Origin of the sequence: Kitasatospora sp. NBC_01539 (genome assembly GCF_045040525.1) — a bacterium.
Taxonomy (GTDB): Bacteria; Actinomycetota; Actinomycetes; order Streptomycetales; family Streptomycetaceae; genus Kitasatospora.
The window spans coordinates 1,199,379-1,225,331 of record NZ_CP109390.1; the positions used below are offsets into that span (position 1 = coordinate 1,199,379).

General features: G+C 74.2%; 22 protein-coding genes. 10 read left to right on the forward strand and 12 right to left on the reverse strand.

The window, feature by feature from the left end; translation table 11 throughout:
- Positions 1–114: 114 nt before the first annotated feature.
- The gene (locus OG335_RS05130) at positions 115–819 is read left to right on the forward strand and encodes a helix-turn-helix domain-containing protein (protein ID WP_405009788.1); all 705 of its coding nucleotides are present in this window, start codon (positions 115–117) and stop codon (positions 817–819) included.
- Positions 816–3,230, forward strand: a complete 2,415-nt coding sequence (locus tag OG335_RS05135) for a glycoside hydrolase family 65 protein (RefSeq protein WP_405009789.1) — start codon at positions 816–818, stop codon at positions 3,228–3,230. The genes OG335_RS05130 and OG335_RS05135 overlap by 4 nt, the downstream gene beginning before the upstream one ends.
- 182 nt (positions 3,231–3,412) lie before the next feature.
- On the opposite strand, the gene OG335_RS05140 is transcribed toward OG335_RS05135, so the two are convergent.
- The gene (locus OG335_RS05140) at positions 3,413–3,850 is read right to left on the reverse strand and encodes a universal stress protein (RefSeq protein ID WP_405009790.1); all 438 of its coding nucleotides are present in this window, start codon (positions 3,848–3,850) and stop codon (positions 3,413–3,415) included.
- A gap of 401 nt (positions 3,851–4,251) precedes the next feature.
- On the opposite strand from OG335_RS05140, the gene OG335_RS05145 reads away from it, so the two are divergent.
- A complete protein-coding gene (locus tag OG335_RS05145; protein WP_405009791.1) occupies positions 4,252–7,194 on the forward strand; it encodes a cation-translocating P-type ATPase in 2,943 nt (980 codons plus the stop codon).
- A 38-nt stretch (positions 7,195–7,232) separates the two neighbouring features.
- Here OG335_RS05145 and OG335_RS05150 read toward each other — a convergent pair whose 3' ends face one another.
- Genes OG335_RS05150 through OG335_RS05170 form a run of 5 tightly spaced genes read right to left on the reverse strand, consistent with a single transcriptional unit; the run spans position 7,233 to position 11,847 of the window.
- Positions 7,233–8,600, reverse strand: a complete 1,368-nt coding sequence (locus tag OG335_RS05150) for a Ni/Fe hydrogenase subunit alpha (protein WP_405009792.1) — start codon at positions 8,598–8,600, stop codon at positions 7,233–7,235.
- On the reverse strand, positions 8,597–9,385 hold the full coding sequence (locus OG335_RS05155; RefSeq protein WP_405009793.1) for an oxidoreductase: 789 nt from the start codon (positions 9,383–9,385) through the stop codon (positions 8,597–8,599). The genes OG335_RS05150 and OG335_RS05155 overlap by 4 nt, the downstream gene beginning before the upstream one ends.
- Before the next feature lies 1 nt (position 9,386).
- Positions 9,387–10,220: an FAD/NAD(P)-binding protein gene (locus OG335_RS05160; RefSeq protein ID WP_405009794.1), complete on the reverse strand. Its 834-nt coding sequence runs from the start codon at positions 10,218–10,220 to the stop codon at positions 9,387–9,389.
- Positions 10,217–10,690, reverse strand: a complete 474-nt coding sequence (locus OG335_RS05165) for a Crp/Fnr family transcriptional regulator (protein ID WP_405009795.1) — start codon at positions 10,688–10,690, stop codon at positions 10,217–10,219. Before OG335_RS05165 ends, OG335_RS05160 begins: the two co-directional genes overlap by 4 nt.
- Positions 10,687–11,847 carry a 4Fe-4S dicluster domain-containing protein gene (locus OG335_RS05170; protein ID WP_405009796.1) on the reverse strand — a complete coding sequence of 387 codons (1,161 nt, stop codon included), beginning with the start codon at positions 11,845–11,847 and terminating at the stop codon, positions 10,687–10,689. Before OG335_RS05170 ends, OG335_RS05165 begins: the two co-directional genes overlap by 4 nt.
- 169 nt (positions 11,848–12,016) lie before the next feature.
- Here OG335_RS05170 and OG335_RS05175 point away from each other — a divergent pair, with 169 nt between their 5' ends.
- The 3 genes from OG335_RS05175 (at position 12,017) to OG335_RS05185 (ending at position 14,802) form a co-directional block, all read left to right on the forward strand.
- Positions 12,017–12,520, forward strand: a complete 504-nt coding sequence (locus OG335_RS05175; protein ID WP_405009797.1) for a hydrogenase maturation protease — start codon at positions 12,017–12,019, stop codon at positions 12,518–12,520.
- Positions 12,521–13,078: 558 nt separating this feature from the next.
- Positions 13,079–14,095 carry an Acg family FMN-binding oxidoreductase gene (locus OG335_RS05180; RefSeq protein ID WP_405009798.1) on the forward strand — a complete coding sequence of 339 codons (1,017 nt, stop codon included), beginning with the start codon at positions 13,079–13,081 and terminating at the stop codon, positions 14,093–14,095.
- Positions 14,092–14,802 (forward strand): CBS domain-containing protein, encoded by a 711-nt coding sequence (locus tag OG335_RS05185; protein ID WP_405015313.1) that lies wholly within the window; start codon positions 14,092–14,094, stop codon positions 14,800–14,802. The genes OG335_RS05180 and OG335_RS05185 overlap by 4 nt, the downstream gene beginning before the upstream one ends.
- An 82-nt stretch (positions 14,803–14,884) precedes the next feature.
- On the opposite strand, the gene OG335_RS05190 is transcribed toward OG335_RS05185, so the two are convergent.
- Positions 14,885–16,240, reverse strand: a complete 1,356-nt coding sequence (locus tag OG335_RS05190) for a glycosyltransferase (RefSeq protein ID WP_405009799.1) — start codon at positions 16,238–16,240, stop codon at positions 14,885–14,887.
- A 197-nt stretch (positions 16,241–16,437) separates the two neighbouring features.
- On the opposite strand from OG335_RS05190, the gene OG335_RS05195 reads away from it, so the two are divergent.
- The gene (locus tag OG335_RS05195; protein WP_405009800.1) at positions 16,438–18,528 is read left to right on the forward strand and encodes a glycosyltransferase; all 2,091 of its coding nucleotides are present in this window, start codon (positions 16,438–16,440) and stop codon (positions 18,526–18,528) included.
- 160 nt (positions 18,529–18,688) lie between these two features.
- Here OG335_RS05195 and sigK read toward each other — a convergent pair whose 3' ends face one another.
- Together sigK and OG335_RS05205 are read right to left on the reverse strand one after the other, a co-directional pair.
- On the reverse strand, positions 18,689–19,261 hold the full coding sequence (gene sigK / locus OG335_RS05200) for an ECF RNA polymerase sigma factor SigK (protein ID WP_405015314.1): 573 nt from the start codon (positions 19,259–19,261) through the stop codon (positions 18,689–18,691).
- Positions 19,262–19,508: 247 nt separating this feature from the next.
- Positions 19,509–19,955, reverse strand: coding sequence for an Lrp/AsnC family transcriptional regulator (locus tag OG335_RS05205; protein WP_405009801.1), 447 nt, complete (start codon positions 19,953–19,955; stop codon positions 19,509–19,511).
- 93 nt (positions 19,956–20,048) lie between these two features.
- Between OG335_RS05205 and OG335_RS05210 the strand changes: the two genes are divergently transcribed.
- From OG335_RS05210 to OG335_RS05220, 3 genes are all read left to right on the forward strand, one after another.
- Positions 20,049–20,906, forward strand: a complete 858-nt coding sequence (locus OG335_RS05210; protein WP_405009802.1) for an LLM class flavin-dependent oxidoreductase — start codon at positions 20,049–20,051, stop codon at positions 20,904–20,906.
- The gene (locus OG335_RS05215; RefSeq protein WP_405009803.1) at positions 20,903–21,328 is read left to right on the forward strand and encodes a nucleoside deaminase; all 426 of its coding nucleotides are present in this window, start codon (positions 20,903–20,905) and stop codon (positions 21,326–21,328) included. The genes OG335_RS05210 and OG335_RS05215 overlap by 4 nt, the downstream gene beginning before the upstream one ends.
- Before the next feature lie 274 nt (positions 21,329–21,602).
- Positions 21,603–23,609 (forward strand): hypothetical protein, encoded by a 2,007-nt coding sequence (locus tag OG335_RS05220; RefSeq protein WP_405009804.1) that lies wholly within the window; start codon positions 21,603–21,605, stop codon positions 23,607–23,609.
- 145 nt (positions 23,610–23,754) lie between these two features.
- Here the strand turns inward: OG335_RS05220 and OG335_RS05225 are convergent, their stop codons facing one another.
- The 3 genes from OG335_RS05225 to OG335_RS05235 are packed head-to-tail and all read right to left on the reverse strand — an operon-like array spanning position 23,755 to position 25,912.
- Positions 23,755–25,053 (reverse strand): ArsB/NhaD family transporter, encoded by a 1,299-nt coding sequence (locus OG335_RS05225; RefSeq protein WP_405009805.1) that lies wholly within the window; start codon positions 25,051–25,053, stop codon positions 23,755–23,757.
- The gene (locus OG335_RS05230; RefSeq protein ID WP_405009806.1) at positions 25,050–25,523 is read right to left on the reverse strand and encodes a CBS domain-containing protein; all 474 of its coding nucleotides are present in this window, start codon (positions 25,521–25,523) and stop codon (positions 25,050–25,052) included. The genes OG335_RS05225 and OG335_RS05230 overlap by 4 nt, the downstream gene beginning before the upstream one ends.
- A complete protein-coding gene (locus tag OG335_RS05235) occupies positions 25,523–25,912 on the reverse strand; it encodes a hypothetical protein (protein ID WP_405009807.1) in 390 nt (129 codons plus the stop codon). Before OG335_RS05235 ends, OG335_RS05230 begins: the two co-directional genes overlap by 1 nt.
- Positions 25,913–25,953: the final 41 nt, after the last annotated feature.

Below are 25,953 nucleotides of genomic sequence, written 5' to 3' on the forward strand. Positions count from 1 at the left end.
TCGGCCGTCCGCCGGGTCCCGAACGGCCCTCGCCCGCGCGCAGGGCGCGCCGGACGATGAAGGCCGGGAGCCCCATCGGACACAGGTGGCCGCGACGGGAGAACAGCGATGTTCATGAGCACATCGGAACGCAGCCGCAGCAAGGGCCGTCCCCCGCAGCCCGGTGACATCGGCCGCCGCGTCGCGCACCGCCGTGAGCAGGTGGGACTCACCCGCGAGCAGGTGGCGTCCAGGGCCGGTGTGGCCGCCACCTATCTCGAACACCTGGAGACGCGGCCGGCCGACGTCGGCGTGGAGACGGTCACCGCGCTCGCGGGCCCGCTCGGCACGTCCGTCCGGTACCTCCTCGAAGGGGGCCTCGACCTGCCGCCCGGACAGGGCACGCCGTCCCTGCGCCCCGTGGTGGAGGAGCTGCAACCCTGGGAGTGCTGGGCGAGGATGGAACCGGGCGGCGTCGGACGGGTCGCCCTGTCCACCTCCGGGGGCCCGCAGGTCCTGCCGGTCAACTACCGCATCCTGGACGGCACCGTGCTCTACCGCACCACGACGCGGAGCGTCGCCGCCACCGCGGTGGGAAAGCAGGTCGCCTTCGAGGTCGACCGGCTCGACGAGGCGCTCGGCACCGGCTGGAGCGTCCTCGTCACCGGCCCGGCCCGTCAGGTCACCGAGGCGGACGCCGTGACGTGGTTCGGGAAGCACGCCGACCCCAGGCCCTGGGTGGGCGACGGGCGCGACACCTGGGTGCGGATCAGCCCGGAGAAGGTCACCGGACGCGTCATCCGCAGCGCCGGAACGACGGCCTCCGACGACGCACCGTGAGAGCGGGGAGCACGGCCCTCCACGGCGCCGGACGTGCAGAGCCCTGGCGGCTCGGCTACGAGGGCTTCGACCCGGCCGAGGAGGGCGTCCGCGAGGTGCTGTGCGCGGTGGGGAACGGCTACCTGGTCAGCCGTGCGGCTGCGCCCGAGAGCCGCGCCGACGGCGTCCACTACCCGGGCACCTACCTGGCCGGCTGCTACGACCGCGCGGTCTCCGTGGTCGGCGGCCGCACCGTCGAGAACGAGGACCTGGTCAACTGCCCGAACTGGCTCCCCCTCACCTTCCGGCCGGCGGGCGGCGACTGGTTCGCCGGGCCCGCCGCCACCGAGCGGCTGGAGCTGGACCTGCGCCGCGGCGTCCTGACCCGGCACGCCGTCGTCGTGGACGGATCCGGCCGCCGCACCAAGCTGGTGCAGCGCCGGATCGCCAGCCAGGCCCAGCCGCACCTGGTGGCGCTGGAGACCGAACTCGTCCCCGAGAACTGGTCCGGCCCGCTGGAGGTCCGCTCCGCGCTCGACGCGGACGTGTCCAACACCGGCGTCGCACGCTACCGGCTGCTGACCGGCCGGCACCTCCGCCCCGACGGGCAGGGCGCGGATCCCGACGGCACCCTGTGGCTCCAGGTGGCGGCGGCCGGCTCGCCGCTGCGCATCGCGCTCGCCGCCCGCACCCGGGTGCACCGGGCGGGAACCCCCCTCCCGGTGACCCGTACCGACGAGCTCCGGGACGGCATGGCGGCCCGAACGCTCGTCGTGGAGGCGACGCAGGGGTCGCCGGTCACCGTGGAGAAGACCGTGGCCGTGTACACCTCCCGCGATCCGGCCATCGGTGCTCCGCTGCGAGCCGCCCGGACGCTGGCGGCACAGGCCCCCGGCTTCGACCGGCTCGCCCGTGACCACGCCCTGCGCTGGACGGAGCTGTGGCGCCGCTGCCGGATCGACGCGGACTTCGACGGCATCGGCGCCGTACGGCTGCACCTGTTCCACCTCCTGCAGACCTACTCCGAGCACTCGGTCGACCTCGACGTCGGCATCCCGGCGCGCGGCCTGCACGGCGAGGCCTACCGCGGTCACGTCTTCTGGGACGAGCTGTTCGTCCTCCAGTTGCTCAACCTGCGTTTCCCCGAGCTGGCCCGGGCCGTGCTGCGCTACCGCCACCGCCGCCTCGACGCCGCCCGGCAGGCCGCCCGGGAGGCCGGCCTGCGCGGGGCGATGTACCCGTGGCAGAGCGCGTCGGACGGCGCGGAGGAGTCGCAGCGGCTCCACCTGAACCCGCTGTCGGGGCGCTGGCTGCCCGACCACAGCCACCTCCAGCGCCACGTCGGCTCCGCCGTCGCGTACAACGTCTGGCAGCACTACCAGGCCACCGGCGACCTCGACTTCCTCGCGGGCACCGGCGCCGAGATGCTGCTGGAGATCGCCCGCTTCTGGTCGTCGGCGGCCGTGCACGACCCGCGGCGCGACCGGTACTCGATCCGAGGCGTCCTCGGACCCGACGAGTACCACGACGCCTACCCCTGGTCCGACCGCCCGGGGCTGGACGACAACGCCTACACCAACGTCCTGGCCTCCTGGGTGCTCGCCCGCGCCCTCGACGCCGTCCACGCGCTGCCCGCCTACCGGCGCGAGGAGCTGCTGGAGCGGCTCGCGCTCGACCCCGGCGAGCTCGACCGCTGGCAGGAGGTGAGCCGCCGCCTGCACGTGCCGTTCCACGACGGGGTCCTCAGCCAGTTCGACGGCTACGAGCGCCTGGCCGAACTCGACTGGGCCGCCTACCGCCGGCGCTACCCCGACCTGCGCCGGCTCGACCGCGTCCTGGAGGCCGAGGGCGACACCGTCAACCGGTACCGGGCCTCCAAGCAGGCGGACGTCCTCATGCTGTTCTACCTGTTCTCCGCCCGCGAGGTCCGCGACCTCCTGCGCCGGCTCGGCTATCCGGCCGGCCACGAACTGCAGCACCGCACGACCGACTACTACCTGCGGCGCACCGTCCACGGCTCCACCCTCAGCGCGGTGGTGCACGCCTGGGTCCTGACCCGCACCGACCGCCGCGCCTCCTGGCGGTTCTTCCGCGACGCCCTCCACGGCGACCTGATCGACGTACAGGGCGGCACCACCGCCGAGGGCGTCCACCTCGGCGCCATGGCGGGCACCGTCGACCTCCTGCAACGCTGCTACACGGGCCTGGAGATCCGCCAGGACGCGCTCTGGCTCGACCCCCGCCTGCCCTCGGAGATCGGCCGGTTGGAACTGGACCTCCGCTACCGCGGGCACTGGGGCGTCCGTCTCGCCGCCGACCGGCGCACCGTCACGGTCAGCCTTCCCGAGGGCCACCAGGCACCCGTCAGGATCGTCTTCCGGGGCTCGTCGACGACCGTCCTGCCGGGCGGGAGCCACCGTTTCTCCCTCTGAGTCCGGACCGCCGACCGATCAGGGCCCCGGAGCCCGGTGGGCAGGCAGCACGAACGCCGCCACGGCCGAGGGCCGGACGAGCCGTGCGGCCACCACGGCGTCACCGGTGCCGTGGCTCCCGGTCACCGGCCGACGGGATCGCCGGGTCCCCCACGGACGAGGACGAGAACGTCCGACCGCGATCAGGCGGGCGGACGGACGATCACCACGGGGCAGGAGGCGTGCAACGCGCACCGCTGGCTCACCGAACCGAGCAGGGCACGGGCAAAGGTGCCGTGCCCGCGGCTGCCGACGACCAGGAGTTCCGCACCGACGGCAGCCTCCAGCAGGACGTCCGCCGGATTTCCGCGCACCAGGTGTTCGCGGACCTCGACCGGCCGGTCGTCCCCGAGCACGTCGTGGACCTCCTGGTCGAAACGTCGGCGTGCCGTCTCCGCCTCGAGCGTGGGGTCGACCACGGTGGGGCCGGCGAAAAGCGGCGTGGCCTCCCACGCACCCACCGCGTCCACGGTCGCTCCCGTCCGGACCGCCTGGTTCACCGCCCATCGCAGCGCGGCCCGTGAGGAGGACGAGCCGTCGACGCCCACCACGACGCGGCCCGTCGAGCCGTTCCCGGTCACACGGAACCACCTCGCTTCCGTCTCGGTCACCTCCCACGCTGCACCCCTCCCGCCCGATCCGCCAGCGAGGTCCTGCACGGGCGCGTCAGGCCCCAAGGCCGCGGGTGCACCCGGCCGTCCTGTCGGGGCCACTCGGCCCTGCCGCCCCTCGCGGGCCGCCGCCTACGGTTCGTACGGGGCCCGGATCCCACGGGCCGCCCGTCGACGACCGGTGGAGGAGCCATGGCACCCGTCAGCAGACGCCGTCCGGTGGTCCCCGGCGTCGGCTCCCGGGGCCCGGATCGGCTCGCGACGACCCGGGCCGCCGACGGCATGCGGACGGGTTCCGTGCCGCACGGCCTCCTGCACCACGTGCGTTGCCCGGTCGTCACCGTGCCCCGACCGACCGGTCACCCGAACCCATGAGTACCGACGGCCACGACACCGTCGGACAGGCCGCACTCCGGCAGCCGGGCGACGGAGACGACGCTCCGGACCCGCGCGAACCGGTCTCCCTGCTCTTCCGGGACCTGCGCACCTCGGGCCGGGGCCTGCCGGAACGCGAGGCGGCCCGCCGCCAGGCCGTTCACGGCCCGAACACCCTCATCCGCCGGGGTGGACGGCGCTGGCCCGGCGAGCTCGCCCAGCAGTTCACCCACCCGCTCGCCCTTCTCCTCGCACTCGCGGCGGTCCTCGCCGCCGTCAGCGGAGCGCCGGCGCTCGCCGTGGCGATCGTGGCCGTGATCCTGCTGAACGCCGCACTCGCCTTCGCCCAGGAACAGCAGGCGGAGAAGGCGGTGGAGGCGTTGAACGCCTTCCTGCCGGACCGGGCGACGGTCGTCCGGGACGGGGTGCGGCGCGAGGTGGCGGCCACGTCGCTGGTCCCCGGCGACATCCTGGTGATCGAGGAGGGCGAGCGGATCTCGGCCGACGCCCGGCTGCTGTCCGGCGGTGTGGAGGTGGACCTCTCGGCGCTGACGGGCGAGTCGGTGCCGGTGTTCCGCTCGGCGGACCTGGTGGACGTCGAGGGCGAACTGCTCGACGCCCGTGACCTGTTGTTCTCCGGAACGGCCTGCACCGGCGGACAGGCCAGGGCGGTGGTCACCGCCACCGGGATGCACACCGAACTGGGCAGGATCGCGGCACTGAGCCAGCGCACCCACCGTGAGGAGAGCCCGCTGGAGCGCCAGGTCAAGCGGGCCGCCCGCCTGATCGCGCTGGTCGCGATCGGTGTGGGGGTCGCCTTCCTGCCGATCGGCCTCGCCGCGGGCCTGTCGCTGGCCGCAGCCGCGAGTTTCGCGATCGGCCTGCTCGTCGCCAACGTCCCCGAGGGCCTGCTCCCGACCATCACGCTGTCGCTGGCTTCCGGTGTCCGCGACCTGGCCCGGCGCGGGGCCGTGGTCAAGCGACTCTCCGCCGTCGAGACCCTCGGCTCCACCACGGTCGTCTGCACGGACAAGACGGGCACCCTGACCGAGAACCGGATGCTGGCCACGGCCGTCTGGACGCCGGGCGGGGAGTACGCCGTCGGCACCCCGGAGGATCCGCCGCCGGAGGTCCGGCTGCTCGCCGAAGCGGCGGCGGTCTGCACGACGGCCCACCCGGACGCCGGTCACGGCGATCCCACCGAGGTCGCCCTGCTCGACCTGACCGCCCGGCTCGGTGCGGTGTGCGTGCCCGACCGGCGCGACGCGGACCGCCAGGCGCTGTTCCGTTTCGATCCCCGCATCAAGCTGATGACGACGGCGGACCCCGAGGACGGCACGGTCGTCCTTCACACCAAGGGCGCACCCGAGGAGGTCCTCGCCCGGGCCGCCCGGCTTCTCGACCACGGCAGGGAGCGGCTGCTCACCCCGCCCGACAGGAGCGAGGTCGTCCGCGCCGTCGGCACCATGGCCGACCGGGGGCTGCGGGTGCTCGCCGTGGCCCGGCGCCCCCTTCGGCCGGGCCAGGCACCGCCGGACCGGCGGGAGGAGGCCGAACGGGATCTGTGCCTGATCGGCCTGGTCGCGATGGCCGACCCGGCCCGCCCGGAGGTCGCCGGCGCGATCACCCTCGCCCACCGCGCCGGGATCACCGTCCACGTCGTCACCGGGGACAACGGCCTGACCGCCGCCGCCGTCGCCGGCGGGGTCGGCATCGGCCACCGCGGCTCCCGCATCGTCACCGGCACCGAGCTGACGGCCATGGGCGAGAAGGAGCTCGACACCCTGCTCGCCCGCGGCGACGAAGTGATCTTCGCCCGCACCTCGCCCGAGGCCAAGCTGCGGATCGCGGACGCGCTGCGCGCCGAGGGCCACACCGTCGCGATGACCGGTGACGGGGTGAACGACGCGCCCGCACTGCGCCGCGCCGACATCGGCGTGGCCATGGGCCGCTCCGGCACCGACGTCGCCCGCGAGTCCGCCACGATGGTGCTCACCGACGACAACTTCGCGACGATCATCGCGGCGGTCGAGGCCGGGCGGCGGACGTACGACGACATCCGCAAGTTCATCGTCTACATCTTCGCCCACGCCGTCCCCGAGGTCGTCCCCTTCCTGGTCTTCGCCCTCGCCGGCGGCGCCGTCCCGCTCCCGCTCACGGTGATGCAGATCCTCGCCGTCGACCTCGGCACGGACACCCTCCCCGCGCTCGCGCTCGGCCGCGAACGCGCCGAGCCCGGCCTGATGGACCGCCCGCCGCGCCCGCGCGGCGAGAAGGTGATCCAGCGGTCGATGCTGGCCCGGGCCTGGGGATTCCTCGGCCTGATCTCGGCCTTCCTCGTGATGGGCGGCTTCCTGCTCACCCTGACGCTGGGCGGCTGGCACCCCGGCGACCCGACGGGGGCGGGCAGCACGCTTCATCCGGTCTACCAGCAGGCCACCACCGTCACCTGGCTGGGCATCGTCACCTGCCAGATCGGCACCGCCTTCGCCGCCCGCACCGAACGCGCCTCCCTGCGGTCCGTCGGTGTCCTCGGCAACCGGCAGCTGCTCGTCGGCATCGGCTTCTCACTCGCCTTCGCCGCCGCCATCGTCTACCTGCCCCCGCTGCACCACGTGTTCGGCACCGCCGGCCTCAGCCCGGCCCAGCTGGCGATCGTGGCACCGTTCCCCTTCGTCGTCTGGGGCGCGGACGAACTGCGCAGGGCCCTGGTACGTCGCCGCACGACCGTCCCTGCCGCGCCGAGGCGTTTCGTCCCCGCGCCCGTGGGGCCCTCCGTCGAGGCTTCCGGCCATCACCCGGTCGCCGTCCTGCTCGCCCGCCACGGCTGGAGCGCCCACCGCCTCACCCACGCCCTCGGCATCGACGAGCACACCGCCGCGGAGATCGTCGACCACGCCCGCAGGGTCGCCGCCGAGCACGGTCGCAGAACGCCGTGATACCGGCGGGGCCGACGGCAGCACGGTCAGGTGCCGCCCTAGGTCCGGTCGACGGTGAGGTCGAGGAAGTGCGTGGAGCAGGAGATGCACGGGTCGTGGTTGCGGATGGCCCGTTCGCACAGGGTGGTCAGTTCGGCGTCGGTGGGCTCCCCCGTCCGCAGGTGTTCCTGCACGGCGCGCCGGAGGTCCTCCTCGATGGCGTCCTGGTTCTGCGCGGTGGGCGGGACGATGACCGCCTCGGTGACGGTCCCCCGGGCGTCCAGGGTGTAGCGGTGGTGCAGCAGGCCGCGTGGCGCCTCGGTCGCGCCGTGGCCGGTTCCGGCCCGCGGGCGCACCTCGATGTGGGGACGTGGCGGGGTTTCGTAGGCGTCGATGAGGCGCAGCGCCTCGTCGACGGCGTGGAGCACCTCCACGGCGCGGACGACGATGCTGCGGTAGGGGTTGCGGCAGACGGTGCCCTGCCGGGGGTCGCCGAGTCCGGCGTCCCGGGCGGCCCGGAGGGCGATCGGCGAGAGCAGGCGTCCGCTGATCGCGTAGCGGGCGAGGGGGCCGGTCAGGTGGCGGCGGCCGTCGAGGCGGGCGTGGAGGGCGGTGGAGTGCGGCACCTGGTTCTCGACGACGTGGTCGCCGAACTCGCGGACGCCGAAGGTGCGGGTGGGCAGGGCGCGGCTGCTCGTGGCGGGCAGTCCGGCGGTGTTCGGGGCGGGCATGACGGTCGGGGTGCCCGATTCGATGGCGTAGGTGTCGGGTTCGGTCAGGGCGAGCAGGTCGTGGTCGCACCCCGCGTCGGGGAAGTCGAACCCGGCCACCCAGCGGACGGTCAGCTCGGCGTCGTCGCGTGCTCTGAGCAACTGTTCTTTCAGTGGCTGGAGTTCGGCCCTGACCGGCACCCGGTGGAAGCCGCCGAGACGGACGTTGACCGGGTGGATCGCCCGGCCGCCGAGCAGTTCGACGATCGCGTTGCCGGCCTGTTTGAGCCGCAGGCCGCGTTCGACGTCCGCGCGTGCGGTCCGGGCGAGTTCGATGACGCTGTCGCAGCCGTGGAAGTCGGGTGCGTGCAGGAGGTGGACGTGCAGGGTGTGGCTCTCGATCCATTCGCCGCAGTAGATCAGGCGGCGCAGCGCGGCCAGTTGGCCGTCCACGGTGACGCCGCAGGCGTCCTCGATCGCACGGCAGGCGCTCAGCTGGTAGGCGATCGGGCAGATCCCGCAGATCCGGGAGGTGAGGTCGGGGGGTTCGGTGTACGAGCGTCCGCGCAGGAACGCCTCGAAGAAGCGCGGGGGTTCGTAGATGGCCAGCCGGGCCTCGGCGACCTCGGCTCCCTGCACCCGCAGGTACAGGGAGCTCTCGCCCTCGACGCGGGAGAGCGATCCGACGCGCAGCACCCGGGAGCCGCGGTGGGTCACCGTTCGAGTTCCTTCCGTGCGGCCGCGTCGAACTCGGGGGCGGCGGTGTTGAAGGTGCGCAGCACCCGCACCACGTCGAGGGTGTCCATGCCGTCGCGGCGCAGCAGCGGCACGAACGCGGGGAGGTTGGTGGAGTTGCCGGGGCCGAAGCAGCCGTAGCAGCCGCGCCCGAACGTGGGGCAGATGGCGCCGCAGCCGGCGTGGGTGACCGGGCCGAGGCAGGGGGTGCCGTGGGCGACCGTCACGCAGACCGTGCCGCGTTGCTTGCACTCGAAGCAGACGCTGTGGGCGGGGATGTCCGGTGTGCGTCCGGCCAGGTGGGCGGTGATGACCTCCAGGAGCTGGCGGCGATCGATGGGGCAGCCGCGCAGTTCGAGGTCGACGGGCACGTGGGCACTGACGGGGGTCGAGGTGGCCAGGGTGGCGATGTAGTCGGGGCGGGCGTAGACGGCGGCCCGGAACTCGTCGACGTCCGCGAAGTTGCGCAGTGCCTGGACGCCTCCGGCGGTGGCGCAGGCGCCGATGGTCACCAGGCGCCGCGAGACCGCTCGGACGTGGTGGATCCTGTCGATGTCCTGCCGGGTGGTGACCGAGCCCTCGACCAGCGACAGGTCGTACGGGCCCGGCCCGCTCGCGCTGGAGGCTTCCAGGAAGTGCGCGATGTCCACCTGTCCGGCGAGGGAGAGGAGTTCGTCCTCGCAGTCGAGCAGGGTGAGCTGGCAGCCGTCGCAGGAGGCGAACTTCCAGACCGCGAGCGTCGGCCGCCTGCGGGGCTCGTCCGTCATGTCACAACTCCCTTACCGCGAGCAGGGGTCGGGCGGTGGTCCAGGTGACGACCGGGCCGTCGCGGCAGAGCAGGAGGGGGCCGAGCTGGCAGTGGCCGCAGTGGCCGGTGCCGCAGTGCATGGTGCGTTCCAGGGAGACCGCGATCCGTTCGGGGGCGACTCCGCGGTGGACGAGTTCCGTGGCGGTTGCGCGGATCATCGGCTCGGGGCCGCAGATGAAGGCCGCCAGCGTCCGGGGGTCGAAGGCGGCCCGGTCGAGCAGGGTCGTGACGACACCGACCTCCCCCTCCCAGGACGCGTCGGGGCGGTCGACGGTGGTCAGCACCCGGGCCTGCTGCTGCCATCTGCGTGTCTCCCCCGCGTAGAGCAGGTCCCGGGGGGTGCGGGAGCCGATCAGGACGTTCAGCCGCCCGTAGGCCTCCGGGGCGGCGAGCGCGGAGCGGACCAGTGGGCGCAGCGGCGCCAGGCCGATGCCGCCGGCGACGGCCAGGAGGTCGCGGCCGGCCGCGGCGGGCAGTTCCCAGCCGGTGCCGAACGGGCCGCGCACGCCGACCGTCGCACCGGTCCCCAGCCCGTGCAGCGCGGCGGAGACCGCGCCGACGGCCCGGACGGTGTGCGTCAGCCGGTCCCCGTCGATCCCGCTGACGGACAGCGGGATGTCGCCGACGCCGAACGCGTGCACCATCGCGAACTGCCCGGGTGCGAAGGGCGGCAGGGCGGAGCGGGCCGGTTCCAGGACGAGGGTGGTCATGTCCGCCGTCTCGGTCTCGCGGGTGAGCACCCGGTACGGGACGGGCGTCGCGGCGCGGCGTGCCGCCGTGACGGGCGCTGTCATCCCGCCGGTCCGTCGGCCGTCCCGGTGCCGGGAGGCCCGTAGAGGTCCAGCAGCCGGGTGCGGGTCGCCTTCAGTCTGCGGGCGATCACGGCTGCGACCGCGTGGGTCACCGCCAGGCCGAAGGCGGGGTCCGTCCCGCAGGCGTGGCGGACGCGCCCGGCGTCGAACTCGGTGGCCGTGACCGTCCTGCGGGCCTGTGCGCCCAGGTGCCACCGGTACGGCTCGAACAACCAGGACCAGCCGAGCAGATCGCCCTCGCCGAGGGTCTCCACGACGGCCGACCGCCGCCCCGGGACGTGGACGTCGAGCGCGACGGTCCCGGACCGGATGATCCAGAACCGGTCCGCGACGCCGTCCTCCTCGAAGACGCGGGTGCCCGCGGGGATCGGGACGTCGTGGCCGAGGTCCGCGAGCCGGTCGCGGTGGCCGGGCGGCAGCGCGGCGAGGAAGCCCTGGCCCGCGAGCGTCACGACGGGTCCTCCCCGGCCGGCGGGCTCTGGCTCTCCCGTTCCCGGTGGAGCGCGTGGGCTTCCTCGGTGATGTCGATGCCGACCGGGCACCACACGATGCAGCGACCGCAGCCGACACATCCCGAGCTGCCGAACTGGTCGTACCAGGTGCCGAGTTTGTGCGTGGCCCACTGCCGGTAGCGGCTGCGCGGCGACTCGCGGACGGGGCCGGTCGGCAGGTGGGAGAAGTCGAGGTCGAAACAGGACTCCCAGCGCCGCCAGCGCTCGGCGTGGTCGCCGGTCAGGTCGGTGACGTCCTCGGCCGTGGTGCAGAAGCAGGTCGGGCAGACCATGGTGCAGTTGCCGCAGGTCAGGCAGCGGGCGGCGACGTCGTCCCAGCGGGCGGCCGTGAGGGTCTCCCGCATCAGTGCCCGGAGGTCGACCGGCGGCATGCTGCGGCCCATCCGGTCCGCCGCCCCCTCGACCCGCTCACGGGCCGCGGCCCGGGTGGCGGCATCGGTGGGACGGCGCGGGAGCCCCGCCAGCACCGACTCGCCCTCCTCGCTCCCCGCACGCACCAGGAAGCGGTGTCCGCCGGCGTCCACCACCTCGGTCAGCGCCAGGTCGTAACCGGGCCCCGCGGCGGGCCCGCTGCCCATGGACACGCAGAAGCAGGTGGCGCCCGGATCGGTGCACTCCACCGCCACGAGGAAGGCCCGCTCGCGGCGGCCCCGGTAGGCGGGGTCCGTGTACCGGCCGCCGGTCAGCACCCGGTCCTGGATCGCGATGGCCCGCAGGTCGCAGGGGCGCACCCCGAGGAACGCGTACGACGGGGGCACGGTGTCGTCCTCGGTCACCACCAGGTCGCCGTCGGCGCCGCGGTCGGCACTCCACTCACGGACCCGCGGCGGGTGGAGGAAGGTCTTCCAGGACTGCGGCCCCGCGCTGTGTGCGAACGCGGCGCCGTCCTCGCGGGCGCGCAGCCGGTACGTGCCGGCCTCCAGTTCGACGCCCCAGCCGTAGGGCAGCTCCGCTCCGCCGGAGATCTCGGCCAGCACGATCGCGCCGTCGCGGACGGTGGGTCCGACCACCGTCCGGCCACGGTCGGCGAGGGCCGTGATCAGATCGTCCAGGCCGTCCTTGTCGATCACCGCCGAGCTGCTGCCGTCCGTCGCCACCGAACCTCCTGGGACCTGTGCGGCTGTGCTGCCCAGTATGGGGAGCCCGGAGCCCCCGGCGCAGGAAGGACGCACCGCGATGGTCCAGGTGGCCCTCTCCCCGCCTCGTCCGGGCCGATCCGGCGCCCGCCGCGGCTGACGGGCGTCGCGGAGGGGAAGGGCATGCCGGGTGAGCAGCGCCGCGAGGGCCGTCGTCATCGGGGTCGGCAACGAGTACCGGCGTGACGACGGCGTCGGCCCGGCCGTCGTCGCCCGGCTGTCGGAACGGCTGGAGCGCCTGCCTGTGCCGCACGGGCCCGCCCTCGTGGTGTGCGACGGCGACCCGGCCCGGCTGATCGGTCACTGGGAGGGGACGGACCTCGCCGTCGTCGTGGACGCGGCGCACGCCCACCCCGGACAGCCCGGCCGGGTGCACCGCCTGGTGGTGGACGGCAGGGGGTTTGCACGGGCCGACGGTGCGACGAGTTCCCACGGGCTCGGGCTCGGCGACGCCGTCGGACTCGCCCGGGAGCTGAACAGGCTGCCGCGCCTGCTGGTCGTGTACGCGGTGGAGGGTGCCGACTGCACCCACGGCACGGGCCTGTCCACGCCGGTCCTGGGCGCCGTGGAGACCCTCGTCGAGCGCATCGCGGGACAGCTCGCGCGGTACCGGGGCAGCGCAGCCGCCCACTGAGGCCTCCCTCCGGCCCGAACGGCCCTGTCCGGCGTTCGGCGGAAAGGCGCACAGGGCACGGAGGAGACCCTGTCGACTGCGCCCGACGGCCCGGCGGGCGCTCGCTGCGTGGCCGGGAGGCGCTTCTCCCTGGACACCGGCGGGGAGGGACGGACACTTCCCCGTCCGGCCGGAGCGGGGAACGGGAACGTCCGCAGTCCTTTCGGGCCCGGGCCGTCCGGCCGGCCTTCCGGGCCGGTGGGCCCATGTCGGGGAGCCCCGCCCGGAGAAGCATGGAACCGAAGCCTGAACGAGGAGTCGGATACCGGTACCCGCACGGCAGACCGGAGCACCCGCCGGAAGGACGGACCCGGCCGTGACCGTCACCGCCGATGCCGCGACCCTTCGGTCCCCGGGATCGGCGACGAGTTCGCAGCAGGCCGCGCCCCGGTCGGCCTCGGCCACCGGCTGCCGCGTGCGGGAACCGCCGACGCGGCGGCGCTCGCCCGGCCCCCACTCGTCACAGCGCCCAGGCCGTCCACCACGGCTGGGGCAGCCGGAAGCAGAAAGCAGTCCGCCATGACCGAGTACGCCCTGACCCTGGAGCAGTTGCTGTTCCTCACCTCCGCGGCAGGCGCGGCGCCGTCTCTGCACAACAGCCAGCCGTGGCGCTTCGCGCCGGTGCACGACTCACTCGGCATGCACGTGTACACCGACCCGGGACGGGCCGTACCGCTCACCGACCCGGACGGCCGGGCGCTGCACATCTCGGTCGGCGCCGCACTGTTCAACCTGCGGGTCGCCGGGCTCCGCCTCGGCCGGGATCCGGAGGTGCGGCTCCTGCCCGATGCGGCCGAGCCGACCCTGGCGGCCACGGTCCGCCTCTCCCGTCCCGCCCCCTCGTCGCCCCCGTTCGGGAAGGACCTCTTCGATGCGATCGGGCAGCGCCACTCCAGCCGGGAACCGTTCGCCAACCGCGACGTGCCGGAGGCGGTCCTGGGTGAGCTGAGCGCGGCGGCCCTCGACGAAGGCGCCGTGCTGTCCGCCCTGGAGGAGGACGGGGTGCGTCGGGTGCTCTCCCTGACCGCCGAGGCCGAACGCCGCACCGGAGGGGACCTGGCACGGATGGCCGAGACCCGCAGCTGGCTACGGCTGGAGAAACCTGCGGCGGACGGCATACCGGCGGCCGCCCTGGGCCCCCAGGACCACGACGCCCGCGTGCCCATGCGCAGCTTCACCGGCGGGTCACTGTCCTCGGCGCCGTCCCGGCGCTTCGAGGCGCTGCCCCAGCTGGCCGCTCTCACCACCCACGGCGACCATCGGGCGGACTGGCTCCGTGCGGGCCAGGCCATGCAGCGCGTCTGGCTGGTGGCCACGGTGCACGGCCTGCGTGCCTCCGTCCTCCACCAGGCCGTCGAGTGGCCCGACACCCGCCGGGGTCTGCGTGACCCGGCCGAAGGAATCGGCTACGCCCAGCTCGTCCTGCGCCTCGGTTACGGTCCGCCCGGGCCCTCCACCCCGCGCCGTCCGGCCGGCGAGATCCTCGACCTGACCGGCTCCCGGGAGGCCGCCGCGCATGGAGAGCCGTCGTGCTGACGCATCGCACCGTCGGGTCCGTGATGACCCGCGAGGTCGTGCGGGTCGCACCGGCGACCGGGTTCCGCGAGATCGTCGACCTGCTCACCGAGTTCGACATCTCCGCCGTCCCCGTCGTGGACGCGGACGACCGTCCGGTGGGCATCGTCTCGGAGGCGGATCTCCTGCGCACCCAGGCCGCCCAGGAGGACCCCTCCGGCATGCAGCCCCCCTCGCTGCCGGCCGAAGGCCCGGACCGGACCGGAGCGGCCACTGCCCGCCATCTGATGACCGGCCCGGCCGTGTGCACCACGCCCGGTGCCAGCGTGGTCGCCGCCGCCCGCCTGATGGCCGGCCACCACATCAAGCGGCTGCCGGTGGTGGACGGGGACGGGAGACTCGTCGGCCTGGTCAGCCGCAGCGATCTCCTCCGGGTCTTCCTCCGCGACGACCGGGCGATCCGGCACGACATCGTCGAGGAGGTGCTCGGCCACGTGGAAGGCGTGAGCCCGGCAGCCGTCGGGATCGAGGTCGCGCACGGCCGGGTCGTCCTCAGCGGCACGATCGATCCGCCGTATCTCGTCCCGATCGTGCTGCGTCTGTGCCGGTCCGTGGACGGCGTCGTCTCGGTCACCGACCGGACCGGACACACGCCCGGACCTGCGACCGTCACCGCCGGCACGTCGGAACACCGGAGCGGGGAGGCCCGTCACGGGAACCACCCCTGAGAGCACGGCCACCGTCCTCGTCGGCGGCCCGTCCTCCTCGCAGGCGGCACTTCGGCGGTGCGGACGGATCGCGGGCCGTGCGTCAGGGCGTGGACGGCGGGCGGGCGGGCATCCGGTGCAGCAGTTCCGCGGCGGCCCAGCGGGGGCCACGGGCCCGGACCGCCTCGCGCAGGGCGTCGTTGGCGGTCCGGTCGCCGCTCAGCAGGGCCCGCACGGCGGCACCGGCGGTCGGCGGGTCGAGGGTGTTGGGGTCCAGGCTGCGGCCGGCCCCGGCCCGCTCGGCGTCGTGGGCGACGGCGAACTGGTCGCTGGAGAACGGCAGGACGAGCGCGGGCACCCCGGCGTTCAGGCACTCGGTGAACGAGTTGTTGCCGCCGTGGTGGACCATCGCGGCGACGCATGGCAGCAGGGCCTGCTGCGGCACGGTGGCCGCGATGTGGAGCCGGTCGTGCGGGGCGGCGCGCAGCACCGGGGCCCGGGTGAGGTCGGCCACCCGGTCGCCGGCCGCGACGATCACGGACGCTGCGGTGTACTGCAGGATCCCCTCGGTGACGGTCCGCAGGACATCGTGACGGGCCGACAGGAAGGTGCCGAGCGCGACGAGGACGAGCGGGCGTCCGCCGGTCGTGAGCCGGTCGACGACGGCCTGCCAGGCCGGGTCCGGGGCGCCCGGCTCCGGTCCGCAGTGCCCGGTGTACAGGGCCCGCGGTCCGGTCGGGGCTGCGGGCAGCCACGGGAAGGCCGGGTAGTTGAACACGACCGCGTGCGGCGAGCAGAGCGTGAACGCCCTCTCGGGGAGCGGGCGCCGCGGAGCGTTCCGGCGGACGGCCGCACGGAAGGCCTCGGTGAAGGCGGTGTCGTTGGCTGCGGCCGCCTCCCGCAGCCGGGCGAGCGCCGCCGGGTCGGGCCGCACGGTGTCGGGCCACGCGTACGGCAGGCCGAAAAAGGCGTCCGGGCCTGCGGGGAGATAGCTGGGGTGGCCGGGGCAGAACGTCGCGTACGGCAGCCCCAGGCAGTGCAGGGCCAGTGTCACCGGGTAACTGAGCTGGTCGACGACGTACCAGTCGGGCCGCACCCGGCGGTCGAGTTCGCGCAGGTCACGCAGCACGCGGTCGGGTTCGGCCAGCATGTCGGCCCGGCGATGGCGGGCCTGGGTGAGCAGCGCGGGTACCGCTCCCTCGGTGGTCGCGTCGAGGAACTCCCGCAGCCGGGCCGCCTCGGCATCGTCCTGCGCCGTGCGTTCGGCGATGCCGTGGTTGGCGTTGCGGGTGACGGTGAGCTCCAGGAAGCCGAGCCCCGCGGAGTCGGCCAGGTCGGTGAAGGCCGATGTGCAGGCCAGCGACACGTCCGCGCCCGCCCGGCGCAGCGCGGCTCCGAGCACGCTCAGCGGTGCGGCGTGCGACCGGAACGGCGGACTGATCACCACGACACGGGCCACTGCGTCCTCCCAGTCCTCTCGCGGGCGTCGGGCGGCGCAGGACGCACGTCCGGCCATGCCGATGATGCCAGACCGCGGGGGTGTGGCGGTCGGTTCCGGACGCCGGCGGGCGGGCCGCCGTACGGCCAATCCGTCCGGCCCCCGGCTCCGAACGACGCGCTGTGACAGCTGCACGCCACCGACGGGAGGCCGACCCAGTGGAGCGGAACGCCCCCGGCACCTCCGCACACCCCCGCAGCGCCCCGGACGGCGGCGCCGACCGGCCGGTCGACGACGAACTGGCCCGGTGGCGTCGGCACTTCTGGACCCGCGACTCCCCCACCGGCGCCGACCGGGACCTCCTCGGGGCACTCGCCCGGGCCGAGTACGGCCACGGCGGGCCCGACGGGACGGCAGGCGGGCTCTCCGCGGAGGATCTCGCGGTCGCGGCCCTGCGGCGCGCGGCCCGCGGCGGCCTCGCGGTGGACCCCGCGGAGCTGGTGCGCGCGGCGCAGGGGCCGCCCACCGTCCGTACCGCGCTCGCCGAGGCCTGGACGGTGACCCTGGCGGCCGGGCACGGACGGCACGCGAGTGCCGTGCTGCGCCACCGGTTGCTGGCGACGCCGCCCGCCGAGGAGGCCGCCTTCCTGCTCGACCTGGCCGAGACCGGCGGGCTGCGTCCGCTGACGGCCGCGGAGTGCGCCGCACGGGCGCGGTCGGCGGACCGGGCCGAGCGGCACGCCGTCTGGCGCTACCTGTCCGGGACGCCTCACGGTGCGGAGGTCCTGCCGCGTGTCGCGCTGCGGCCCGCCGACCACTACGAGGGGCTGCTGCTCGCCGCGGCCTGGCAGCGGGCGGTGCCGGGGGCAGCGGCCGGTGAGGCCTTCCGGCGGGCGGTACGGCCGCTGCCGGACGCGGCCGGGCGAGGCCTCACCGTCGCCCAGTCGATGCTCCTGGGCCGGCTGGACGAGCCCGGGGCGGGACCGAGCGGCGGGATGAGCGTCCTGCTCGGCGGGCTCGGCGATGCGCTGACCCGCACGGGCCGGGTGGCGCGTGTGCTCACCCTGGTCACCTCCGGGCCCGAGCACCTGGGCGCCGGCCGACCCCTGGTGGTGCGGCGGGGTCCCGACCACTGGGTGCTGCGGATCCCGGTCGACGACCGGGGGCCGCTGGAGCCCCGGACCGCGGCCGTGCACCGCGCGGCACTGGCCTGGTGGACGACCAGGCTCCTGTCACTGCCCGGAGCGGCCGCGGACGTCGTCCACGCGAGGTTCGCCGACGACGGCTCGCTGGCCGTGGCGGAGGCGGCACGGCGACGCGGCGCCCGGTTCGCCTTCACCGTCACACCGGACCCGCACCGCACGACCGCCGAGCGGCACCGCGGTCTGCCGGTGCGATCGCAGGCCGAGCCGGCCACGGCCCTCCGCACGGACCTGCACCGGGTCTTCGTCGCGGACCGGCTGGTCGCCCGTGCCGACCTGCTGGTGACGATTCCCGGCCGGGCGGGCACCGCCGACCTGCCCGAGCACTTCCCCCAGCTGGCACCGCAGCGCCGTCCCGGCCGGATCGCCGCACCGCCCGAGGGCATCCCGCCGTTCGAACCCGGCGAGGACGACGAGGAACTCGCCGCAGCGCTCATGGGGCGGCTGTTCGCCGGTGGCGACCGGCCGGACGGCCTCGACGCCGGACCCGGGCTGCGGGTGCTGCTGAGCGTGGGCCGCCTGAACCCGGTCAAGCAGCAGGACCGGCTGGTGGAAGCCTGGCTCGACGCCGGCCTCCACCGGTCGACGGCCCTCCTCCTGGTCGGTGGTTCGGCATCGCACCCGACGTCCGCCGAGACGGAGATGCGCAGCCGGATCTCCGGGCTGTTGTCCGCCCGGCCGGCGGCCCGGCGACGGGTCGCACAGTGGGCTGCCGTGCCCAACCGGCAGGTCCGGGTGCTGGAGCGGGCGCTGGCCTCGGGCCGCTGGTGCGGCCCGGCGCTGTACGTGTGCCCGAGCGCCAAGGAGGAGTTCGGGCTGGCGGTGCTGGAAGCGATGGACGCCGGCCTGCCCGCGGCCGGGCCGGTTCGCGGTGGTGTTCCGCACTACGTCCGGGACGGGGTGAACGGCTTCCTGCTGCCGACCGGCTGCACCGCGGAGCTCGCCGCGCGGCTGCGCGAGGTCTGCGACCTGCCCGCGGCGCGGTGGGCGGAGGTCGCGGCGCGCGGCCGGGGCACGGTGGCGGCCCGCTTCTCGGTCGAGGCGATGGCGGAGGCGCTGGCCGCCGAGTACGCGATGGCGACCGGGACCTGGACGGACGGCGGGTGAGAGCGGCGCCGGCTCAGCCGGACAGCGGGCAGGGCGGGTCGGGGCGGCAGGGCGGCGCGGGTCGGGTCGGGGCCGGCAGGGCGGCGCGGGTCGGGGCGGGTCCGGCAGGGCGGCGCGGGGCCGAAGCCTGGACTCCGGCAATCGGGCCGGGCCGGACCCGTCAACTCTCGGTGGCGATGATGCCGCGCATCCGGATCATCCCGTCACGGATGCGGGTCTTGACGGTACCCAGCGGCGTGCCGAGGATGTCGGCGATCTGCGCCTGCGAGTATCCGCCGTAGTAGGCGAGCACCAGCGATTCGCGCTGCCGATGAGGGAGTTGCCGCAGGACGCGTCGCACCTGCTCGCGTTCGAGCCGGCCCTCGGCCTGCTCGGGGACCTCGTCGAGGACCGGGGTGTGGGAGGAGGCGGCAACCCTCCGGTCGCGGTCGGCGGAGGCGTGCACCGCGCGCACCCTGTCCACCGCCCGCCGGTGCGCGATGGTCAGGACCCACGGCATGACCTCACCCCGCTCCGGCCGGTAGCGGGCCGCGGTCCGCCACACCTCCAGCATGACCTCCTGCGTCACTTCCTCGGACTGCGCCGGATCCCGCAGCACCCGGCGGACCAGGCCCAGAACCCGCGCGACGACGGCGTCGTACAGGCGCGCGAACGCATCATGGTCTCCCAGGGCCACCAGCGTCATCTGATGGCGCAGGTCATCCGGACCGAGCCCGGATCCGGAGAGCCGCACGGAACCCGGGGAGTCGCTGTCGGATCGGTACCCCCTGAGCGTCGTCACGCCGTAACGCTCGCCCGGAAGCACCCGAAAGGGCTAGTTGCACTGTTCCTGCATCGCTTCAGGCGGCCCGCGGGGCACCCGGCTCGGGGATGCCCGCCGACCGCCCGGAGCGTCTACGGGCTCGTCGCCCGACGGGGACGTGCGGCCGGGGGGCGTGCGGCTGACGGGGGACGAGCGGCCGCCTCCTCCCGCGGGAGCGTCAACCGCCGTGCGGGCCCCGGTAGGGCAGCGTCTGGCGGTAGACGACGTTGGTGTTGGTGCTGCCGAACGCCGCCAGCTCGTTCACGATCTCCTCCAGCCGCCCCATGGACGGGGCCGCCACCTTCAGGGCGTAGCAGTCGTCGCCGGTCGTACGCAGGCACTCCAGGATCTCGAACCGCTCCGCGAGCAGCCGGTGGAGCGGTCCGTGGTTGCTGCCCGGGTACTTGAGCCGCACGACGGCGAGCACGGCGTACCCGGCCTTCTCCAGGTCGACGCTCGCGTGGCACCCGGTGATCACCCCGGCCGACTCCAGCCGCCTGACCCGCTCGGTCGTCGCCGAGGCGCTGAGGCTGACCCGCTTGGCGAGCACGGTGAGCGGAACGCGGCCGTCCTGCTGGAGCTCCGCGAGGATCGCCCAGTCGGTCGCGTCGAGAGTCTCGGCCATCCGGCCAGGATACCGGCAGATCCACGGCGGAGGCCGCCCGACGCAGCGAAAGATCACTTCCTGGTGCCGGGAACCGCTGGATAGCCTTGGGCCATGCATCTGGGCGTGAACGTACCGAATTTCGGCCCCGGGACCGATCCCGGCATCCTCCGCGGCTGGGCCCGCACGGTCGAGGGCCTGGGGTACGACCTGCTGATGGTCTCCGACCACGTCGCCGTGACTCCGGACGTCGCCGGGAAGTACCCGGAGCCGTTCTACGAACCGTTCACGACGCTGTCCTGGCTCGCCGGGACGACCGACGGCATCCGGCTGGGCACCACCGTGCTGGTCCTTCCGTACCGGCATCCCCTGCTGGTCGCCCGGATGGCCGCGAACCTCGACGACCTGAGCGGGGGCAGGTTCGTCCTCGGCGTCGGTGTCGGCTGGGCCCGCCAGGAGTTCGAGACACTGGGCGTCCCGTTCGAACGGCGCGGGAGGCTCACCGACGAGCACCTCGGCACCATCCGCGCCGCGTGGGACGCCGAAGCCGGCCACCGGGGCCGGCGGATCCCGGTCTGGGTCGGCGGCAACGGCGACGCGGGACGGCGCCGGGCGGTCCGCCACGGCGACGCGTGGCATCCGCTGCGGCTCACGATCGACGCGCTGCACGACGGGCTCGACCGGATGAAGGCGATCGCGGACGAGCAGCAACGGCCCGTCCCCGCGTTCGCCCCGCGGATCGCCCTGCGGCTCACGCCCGAACCGATCACCACGACCGGGCGCCTCGCGGGCGAGGGCACCGTGGAACAGGTCCTGGCCGACCTCGACCGGCTCCGCCTGCTGGGCGCCGCGACCGTCGTGCTGGACACCTTCGCGGGGGATCCCGAGGAGACCCGCCGTCCCGAGGTCGCGTGGCAGGCCCTCGCGACCGTCATCGCCCACCACCGGGCACCGAGAACGGAGCAACCATGACCGAAGAGGACCTGGCCTTCCTGCGCCGCGCGATCCACCTGGCCGCGGAGTCGCGGGCCGGCGGGGACGCGCCGTTCGGCTCGCTGCTGGTCGGCCCGGACGGGACGGTGCTGGCCGAGGACCACAACACCGTGCTCTCCGAATCCGACATCAGCGCCCACCCCGAGCTCAAGCTCGCCGTCTGGGCGGCCCGCGAGCTGGAACCCGCCGTGGCGGCCGCGACCACGATGTACACGAGCTGCCAGCCCTGCGGCATGTGCGCGGCCGCCATCGACCGCTCCGGCCTCGGGCGGGTCGTGTTCGCCCTCTCCGGCGAGCAGAACGCCGCGCTCAGACCCTCCACCACCGCACCGGTGGTCAGGCAGGACGGGCCCGCCCTGTACGAGGAGGCCCGGGCCCCGCTGGAGGGCTACTGGACCTGACCGGTCCCCCCGGTCCCCGCCGTACGGGGACCGGGCCGGTGCCGGACGCGGACGCCGGTGCCACACCTCCTGGCGCACCGTCAGCCGACCTGGTGGCGTTGCCGTCCCTGCGAATGCCCGAAACGTAGCGTGTCCACATGAGTACGATGTGCAGCGATGCGGTGGGGGCGGGTCAGGGACGGCGGGGCCGCCCGGGTGTTCGGCGCAGGCCGGACCGGCCCTGGCCCGACCGGTGCCGCGGAGCCGACGCGGACACTGACCGGCGGGTGCCGGCATGCTGAAGAAAGCCGTGGCCGCACTCGTGGTGGTGCTGGTCCTGCAGAGTCTGTTCGCGCTCTGCCTGGTCAGCGCGCTGCAGCTGCTCGTACTGCGCAACACCCCGTTCGGGGTGACCGGCGCGTCCCCGGTCGTGAACGCCGTGGCCTCGAAGGTGTCCCTGCAGTCGCTGGGCTACGCGGACGAGGCGGCGGTGATGGAGGCGATCGGACAGAGCAAGCTCTACGGCGCCTACCTGCCCGGCACGAAGAGCGACACCCTGGTCGTGGTCCCCGCGAAGAGCTTCTTCGGCCGCGTCGAGCTGGAGGCCGCGTTCGAGGACGCGGCCAAGAAGATCGGCCGCCCGCTGACGGTGCGGACCGTCAAGCCGCTGCCGAAGTACGACCGCCTCGGCGGCGTCTCCGGCCTGCTCCTGATCCCGCTGCTCATCGGCGGCTACCTGGCCGCCACCCTGCTGCTCAAGGCGACCAGGACGGCGGCAGCACCCTGGCACGTGGCCATGCTCGTCGGCTACTCCGCCGTCGGCGCCCTGCTGACCGACCTCATCGCCGGGCCGGGCCTCGGCGCCTACTCCAACAGCCACTTCTGGCCGCTCCTGCCCTGCTTCATCCTGATCGCCGCATCCGTCACCCTCGCGGCCGCCGCCTTCCAACGCCTCCTCGGGCCTGCGGGCACCCTCGTGGTCGCGACCCTGTTCATCATCATCGGCGGCTCCGCGGCCGGCGGCGTCGGCGTCACCCTCCTACCCGAGTACTGGCAGCACCTCGGCGCGGTCTTCCCGCCCCAGCACGCCGTCACCCTGATCCGCAACGTCATCTACTTCAACGGCAACAACATCACCATGCCGCTGATCGTCCTCGGCCTGTACGCCCTGGTCGGAGCCGTCGTCATCGGCTACCTGGGGCGCTGGCGGCCGGTGAAGAAGGTCGGCCCGGCCGCGCCCGCCGATGCCGCAGAAGCCCCGGCCGCGAGGGCGACGGGCCCGAAGAACGGGGGCCGGAAGACCGTCGTCAGGGTCCTCGCCGCCCTGGCGATCGCCGCCGTCATGCAGTGCCTGTTCACCGTCAACTACATCAGCTCGGCGCACGAACCCGTCGCGACGAACATGCCGTTCGGTGCCACCGGACAGTCCCCGCTCCTGGCCGCGGCCCAGAAGAACCTCTCCCTCAAGGTCACCCTGTACCCCGACGAGCAGGCCGCGAAGGAGGCCATCGACCAGGCCAGGATCTACGGAGCCCTCATCCCCGGACGGACGTCGACCACCCTGCTCGTCGTCCCCAGCATCAGCGACGTCGCGCCCCTCGACCTGGCCGCGAACTTCGAACTCGCCGCCAGGAAGCTCGGGAAGCCGCTCAGCGTCAAGCAGTACGCCCCGCACCCCTTGGCGAAGAAGGACCCCTTCGGCCTCGTCCCCTCGATGATGCTCGTCCCGCTGCTCGTCGGCGGCTACATGGCCTCCACCCTGCTCAGGGCTGTCACCGGCAGCGCCACCGGACGCCGACGGCTGACCGCCCTCCTCGGCTTCTCCGCCCTGGCCGGCCTCGCGATGAACCTCGTCGTCGGCCCCTGGCTGCAGGGCTACCCCCTGGAGAAGTTCTGGATCGTCTGGCCGGTCCTCTCCCTGGTCATCGCCGGCGTCGCCCTGGTCGCCGCCGTCCTGCAGAAGCTCCTCGGAGCCGTCGGCACGCTCGTCACCGTCATCGTCATCGTGCTGTTCGGCAACCCCTCCTCCGGAGGTGCCAACGGCGTCCCCTACCTCCCCGCGTTCTGGCGCGACATCGGCCCCTTCCTGCCACCGCGCAACGCCTACCTCCTGCTCCGCAACACGATCTACTTCGACGGCCACGGCACCACCCAGGCCCTCACCGTCCTCCTCGTCTACCTCGCCGTCCCCGCGATCGCCCTCGCCCTCCTCGACCGCTTCCGCACCCCCGACATCCCCGTCACCCCCGAGACCGAAGCCGAAGCCGGCGCACTGGCCGTCCCCGTGGGCGCCCTTCCGTAAGGCTTCCCACGGAGCCCGGCCGTCGGCACCGCGGAGGAGCAGCAGACCGAGCGGTGGAGCAGTTCCGGCAGGCGCACCGCTGCCATCGCCCAGGGCGGCACCAGCCCGAGCAGCGACGGCGACGGAGGCGGACGTGGCGGACGTGTCAGGCGAGGGCGTAGTAGCGGAGCCAGAGGTAGAGGGCGGAGATGGCGATGGTGGCGGCGGTGACGGGGATGCCGTAGCGGGTGAAGGTCCAGAAGCTGATGGGCTGCCGGTTGCGCTCGGCGATGCCGAGGACGACGACGTTGGCGGAGGCGCCGATGGCGGTGGCGTTGCCGCCGAGGTCGGCGCCGAGGGCGAGGGCCCACCACAGGATCTGCCCGTGGGGTTCGCCGACGGTGTGGACGAGGTCGGCGGTGATGGGGGCCATGGTGGCGACGTAGGGGATGTTGTCGACGATCGCGGACAGGACGGCGGAGGCGCCGAGCAGGGTCATGGTGGCGGCCAGTGCGTTGCCGCCGGTGGCGTCCGCGAGCGTCTCGGAGACGGTGGCGATGACGCCGGTCTCGATGAGGGCGCCGACCATGACGAACAGGCCGGCGAAGAAGGCGAGGGTGGGCCACTCCACGTCGGCGAGGGCGTCCTTGACCTCGACCTTCGAGACGGCCACCAGCAGGCCGGCTCCGAGCAGGGCCACCACGGACGGGGCGTAGTGCACCACGGGGTGCAGGACGAAGCCGGCCACGACCAGGGCGAGGACGGCGAGGCCCTGGGCGAGCAGCCGCGGGTCGTGGATCGCCTCGCGTTCGTCCAGGGCCATGACCTCGGCGGCGCGGTCCGCGTCGAAGACGAACGAGCGGCGGAACATCACCCGGCACATGAGCAGCAGCACGCCGGTCAGCACGATCGCGAGGGGGGCGAGGTGGATGAGGAAGTCGTTGAAGGCCAGGCCTGCGCGGCTGGCGATGATGATGTTCGGGGGGTCGCCGACGAGGGTGGCGGTGCCGCCGATGTTGGAGGCGAAGACCTCGGCGATCAGGAAGGGCGCGGCTTTCAGCGCGAGGCGGTCGCAGACCAGCAGGGTGACGGGGGCGACCAGCAGCACGGTGGTGACGTTGTCGAGGAGGGCCGAGGCGACGGCGGTGATGACGATGAGCATGGCCATCACCCGGAACGGCTTCGCGCGGGCCCGTTTGACGGACCAGATGGCCAGGTACTCGAAGACGCCGGTGCGGCGCAGCACGCCGACGATGGTCATCATGCCCAGGAGCAGGAAGATGACGTTCCAGTCGATGCCGGTGTCGGTGGAGAAGAACGCGGCGTGGTCGTCGGTGGCGCGGATGGCGAGCATGAGGGCGGCGCCGCCGAGGGCGGCGGCGACGCGGTGGACCCATTCGGTGACGATGAGGACGTAGGCGGCGGCGAACACCGCGAGGGCCGCCCAGGCGTGCCAGTTGTTCATCGGGCGGCGTCCAGGAGGTGCTGCAGGAGGTTGGCGGCGGTGATCGCGCCGAGCAGGCGGGTCCCGGTGGGGTCGCGGTCGGCGGGGTGTTCCAGGACGGCGATCAGCGGGGTGCGGCCGGATGCCATGAGGGCGGCGACCTCGACGGTGGTGTCGTCCGCGTCGGCCAGGGGTGGGGGCGGGGCGTCCCTGGGCAGGCACTCGCGGACCCGCAGGCCGGCCAGGGCGGCGCACATCCGGTCGGCGTGCGCCTCGTCGATCACCGCGGCGAGCGAGGGGTCCTCCAGCACGTAGCCGGGCACCAGCAGACGCACCAGTTGCGAGGCGGGCAGCACCGCCGTCGGCAGGCCCCGGTCGTCGACGACCAGCACCCCGGGCAGCCGGCGCTCCGCCAGGAGGCGGGCCGCGTCCAGGGCCTGGTCGTCCAGGCCGACGGTCGGGTAGGGCTCGACGAGGTCACGCGCACGCATCAGGGCATCTCCTTGGTCGTCAGGGTGGGAACGCCGCTCGGGACGCGTTCCGCAGAAACGGGGAAGGGGGCGGCGGCGGGAGCAGGGGTCCCCGGCATCGGCTGCACCAGCGGGCCGGTCGCCGTACCGGCGGCGACTCCCGCGGAGGCGGTGTCCGCGGTGTCCGTCGGGGTGACGTCGAAGAGGCGGGCGACGGGCACGTCCGAGCCGGCGTGCACCACGGAGGCGAAGCCCTTGGAGCTGAACCACGCGGCGACCGACTGGTTGCGCCGCTCGATCCGGGAGCGGACCGGCGAGGGCAGCAGCGAGGCTGGCAGCACCGTGCGGGCCGTCAGGTCGGACAGCAGGACCGCAACCGGCAACGCGACCCCGAAAACAGCGATGAGCACCATGGCAACCCCGAGCGATGAAGAGAACTGTCCCTTGATCG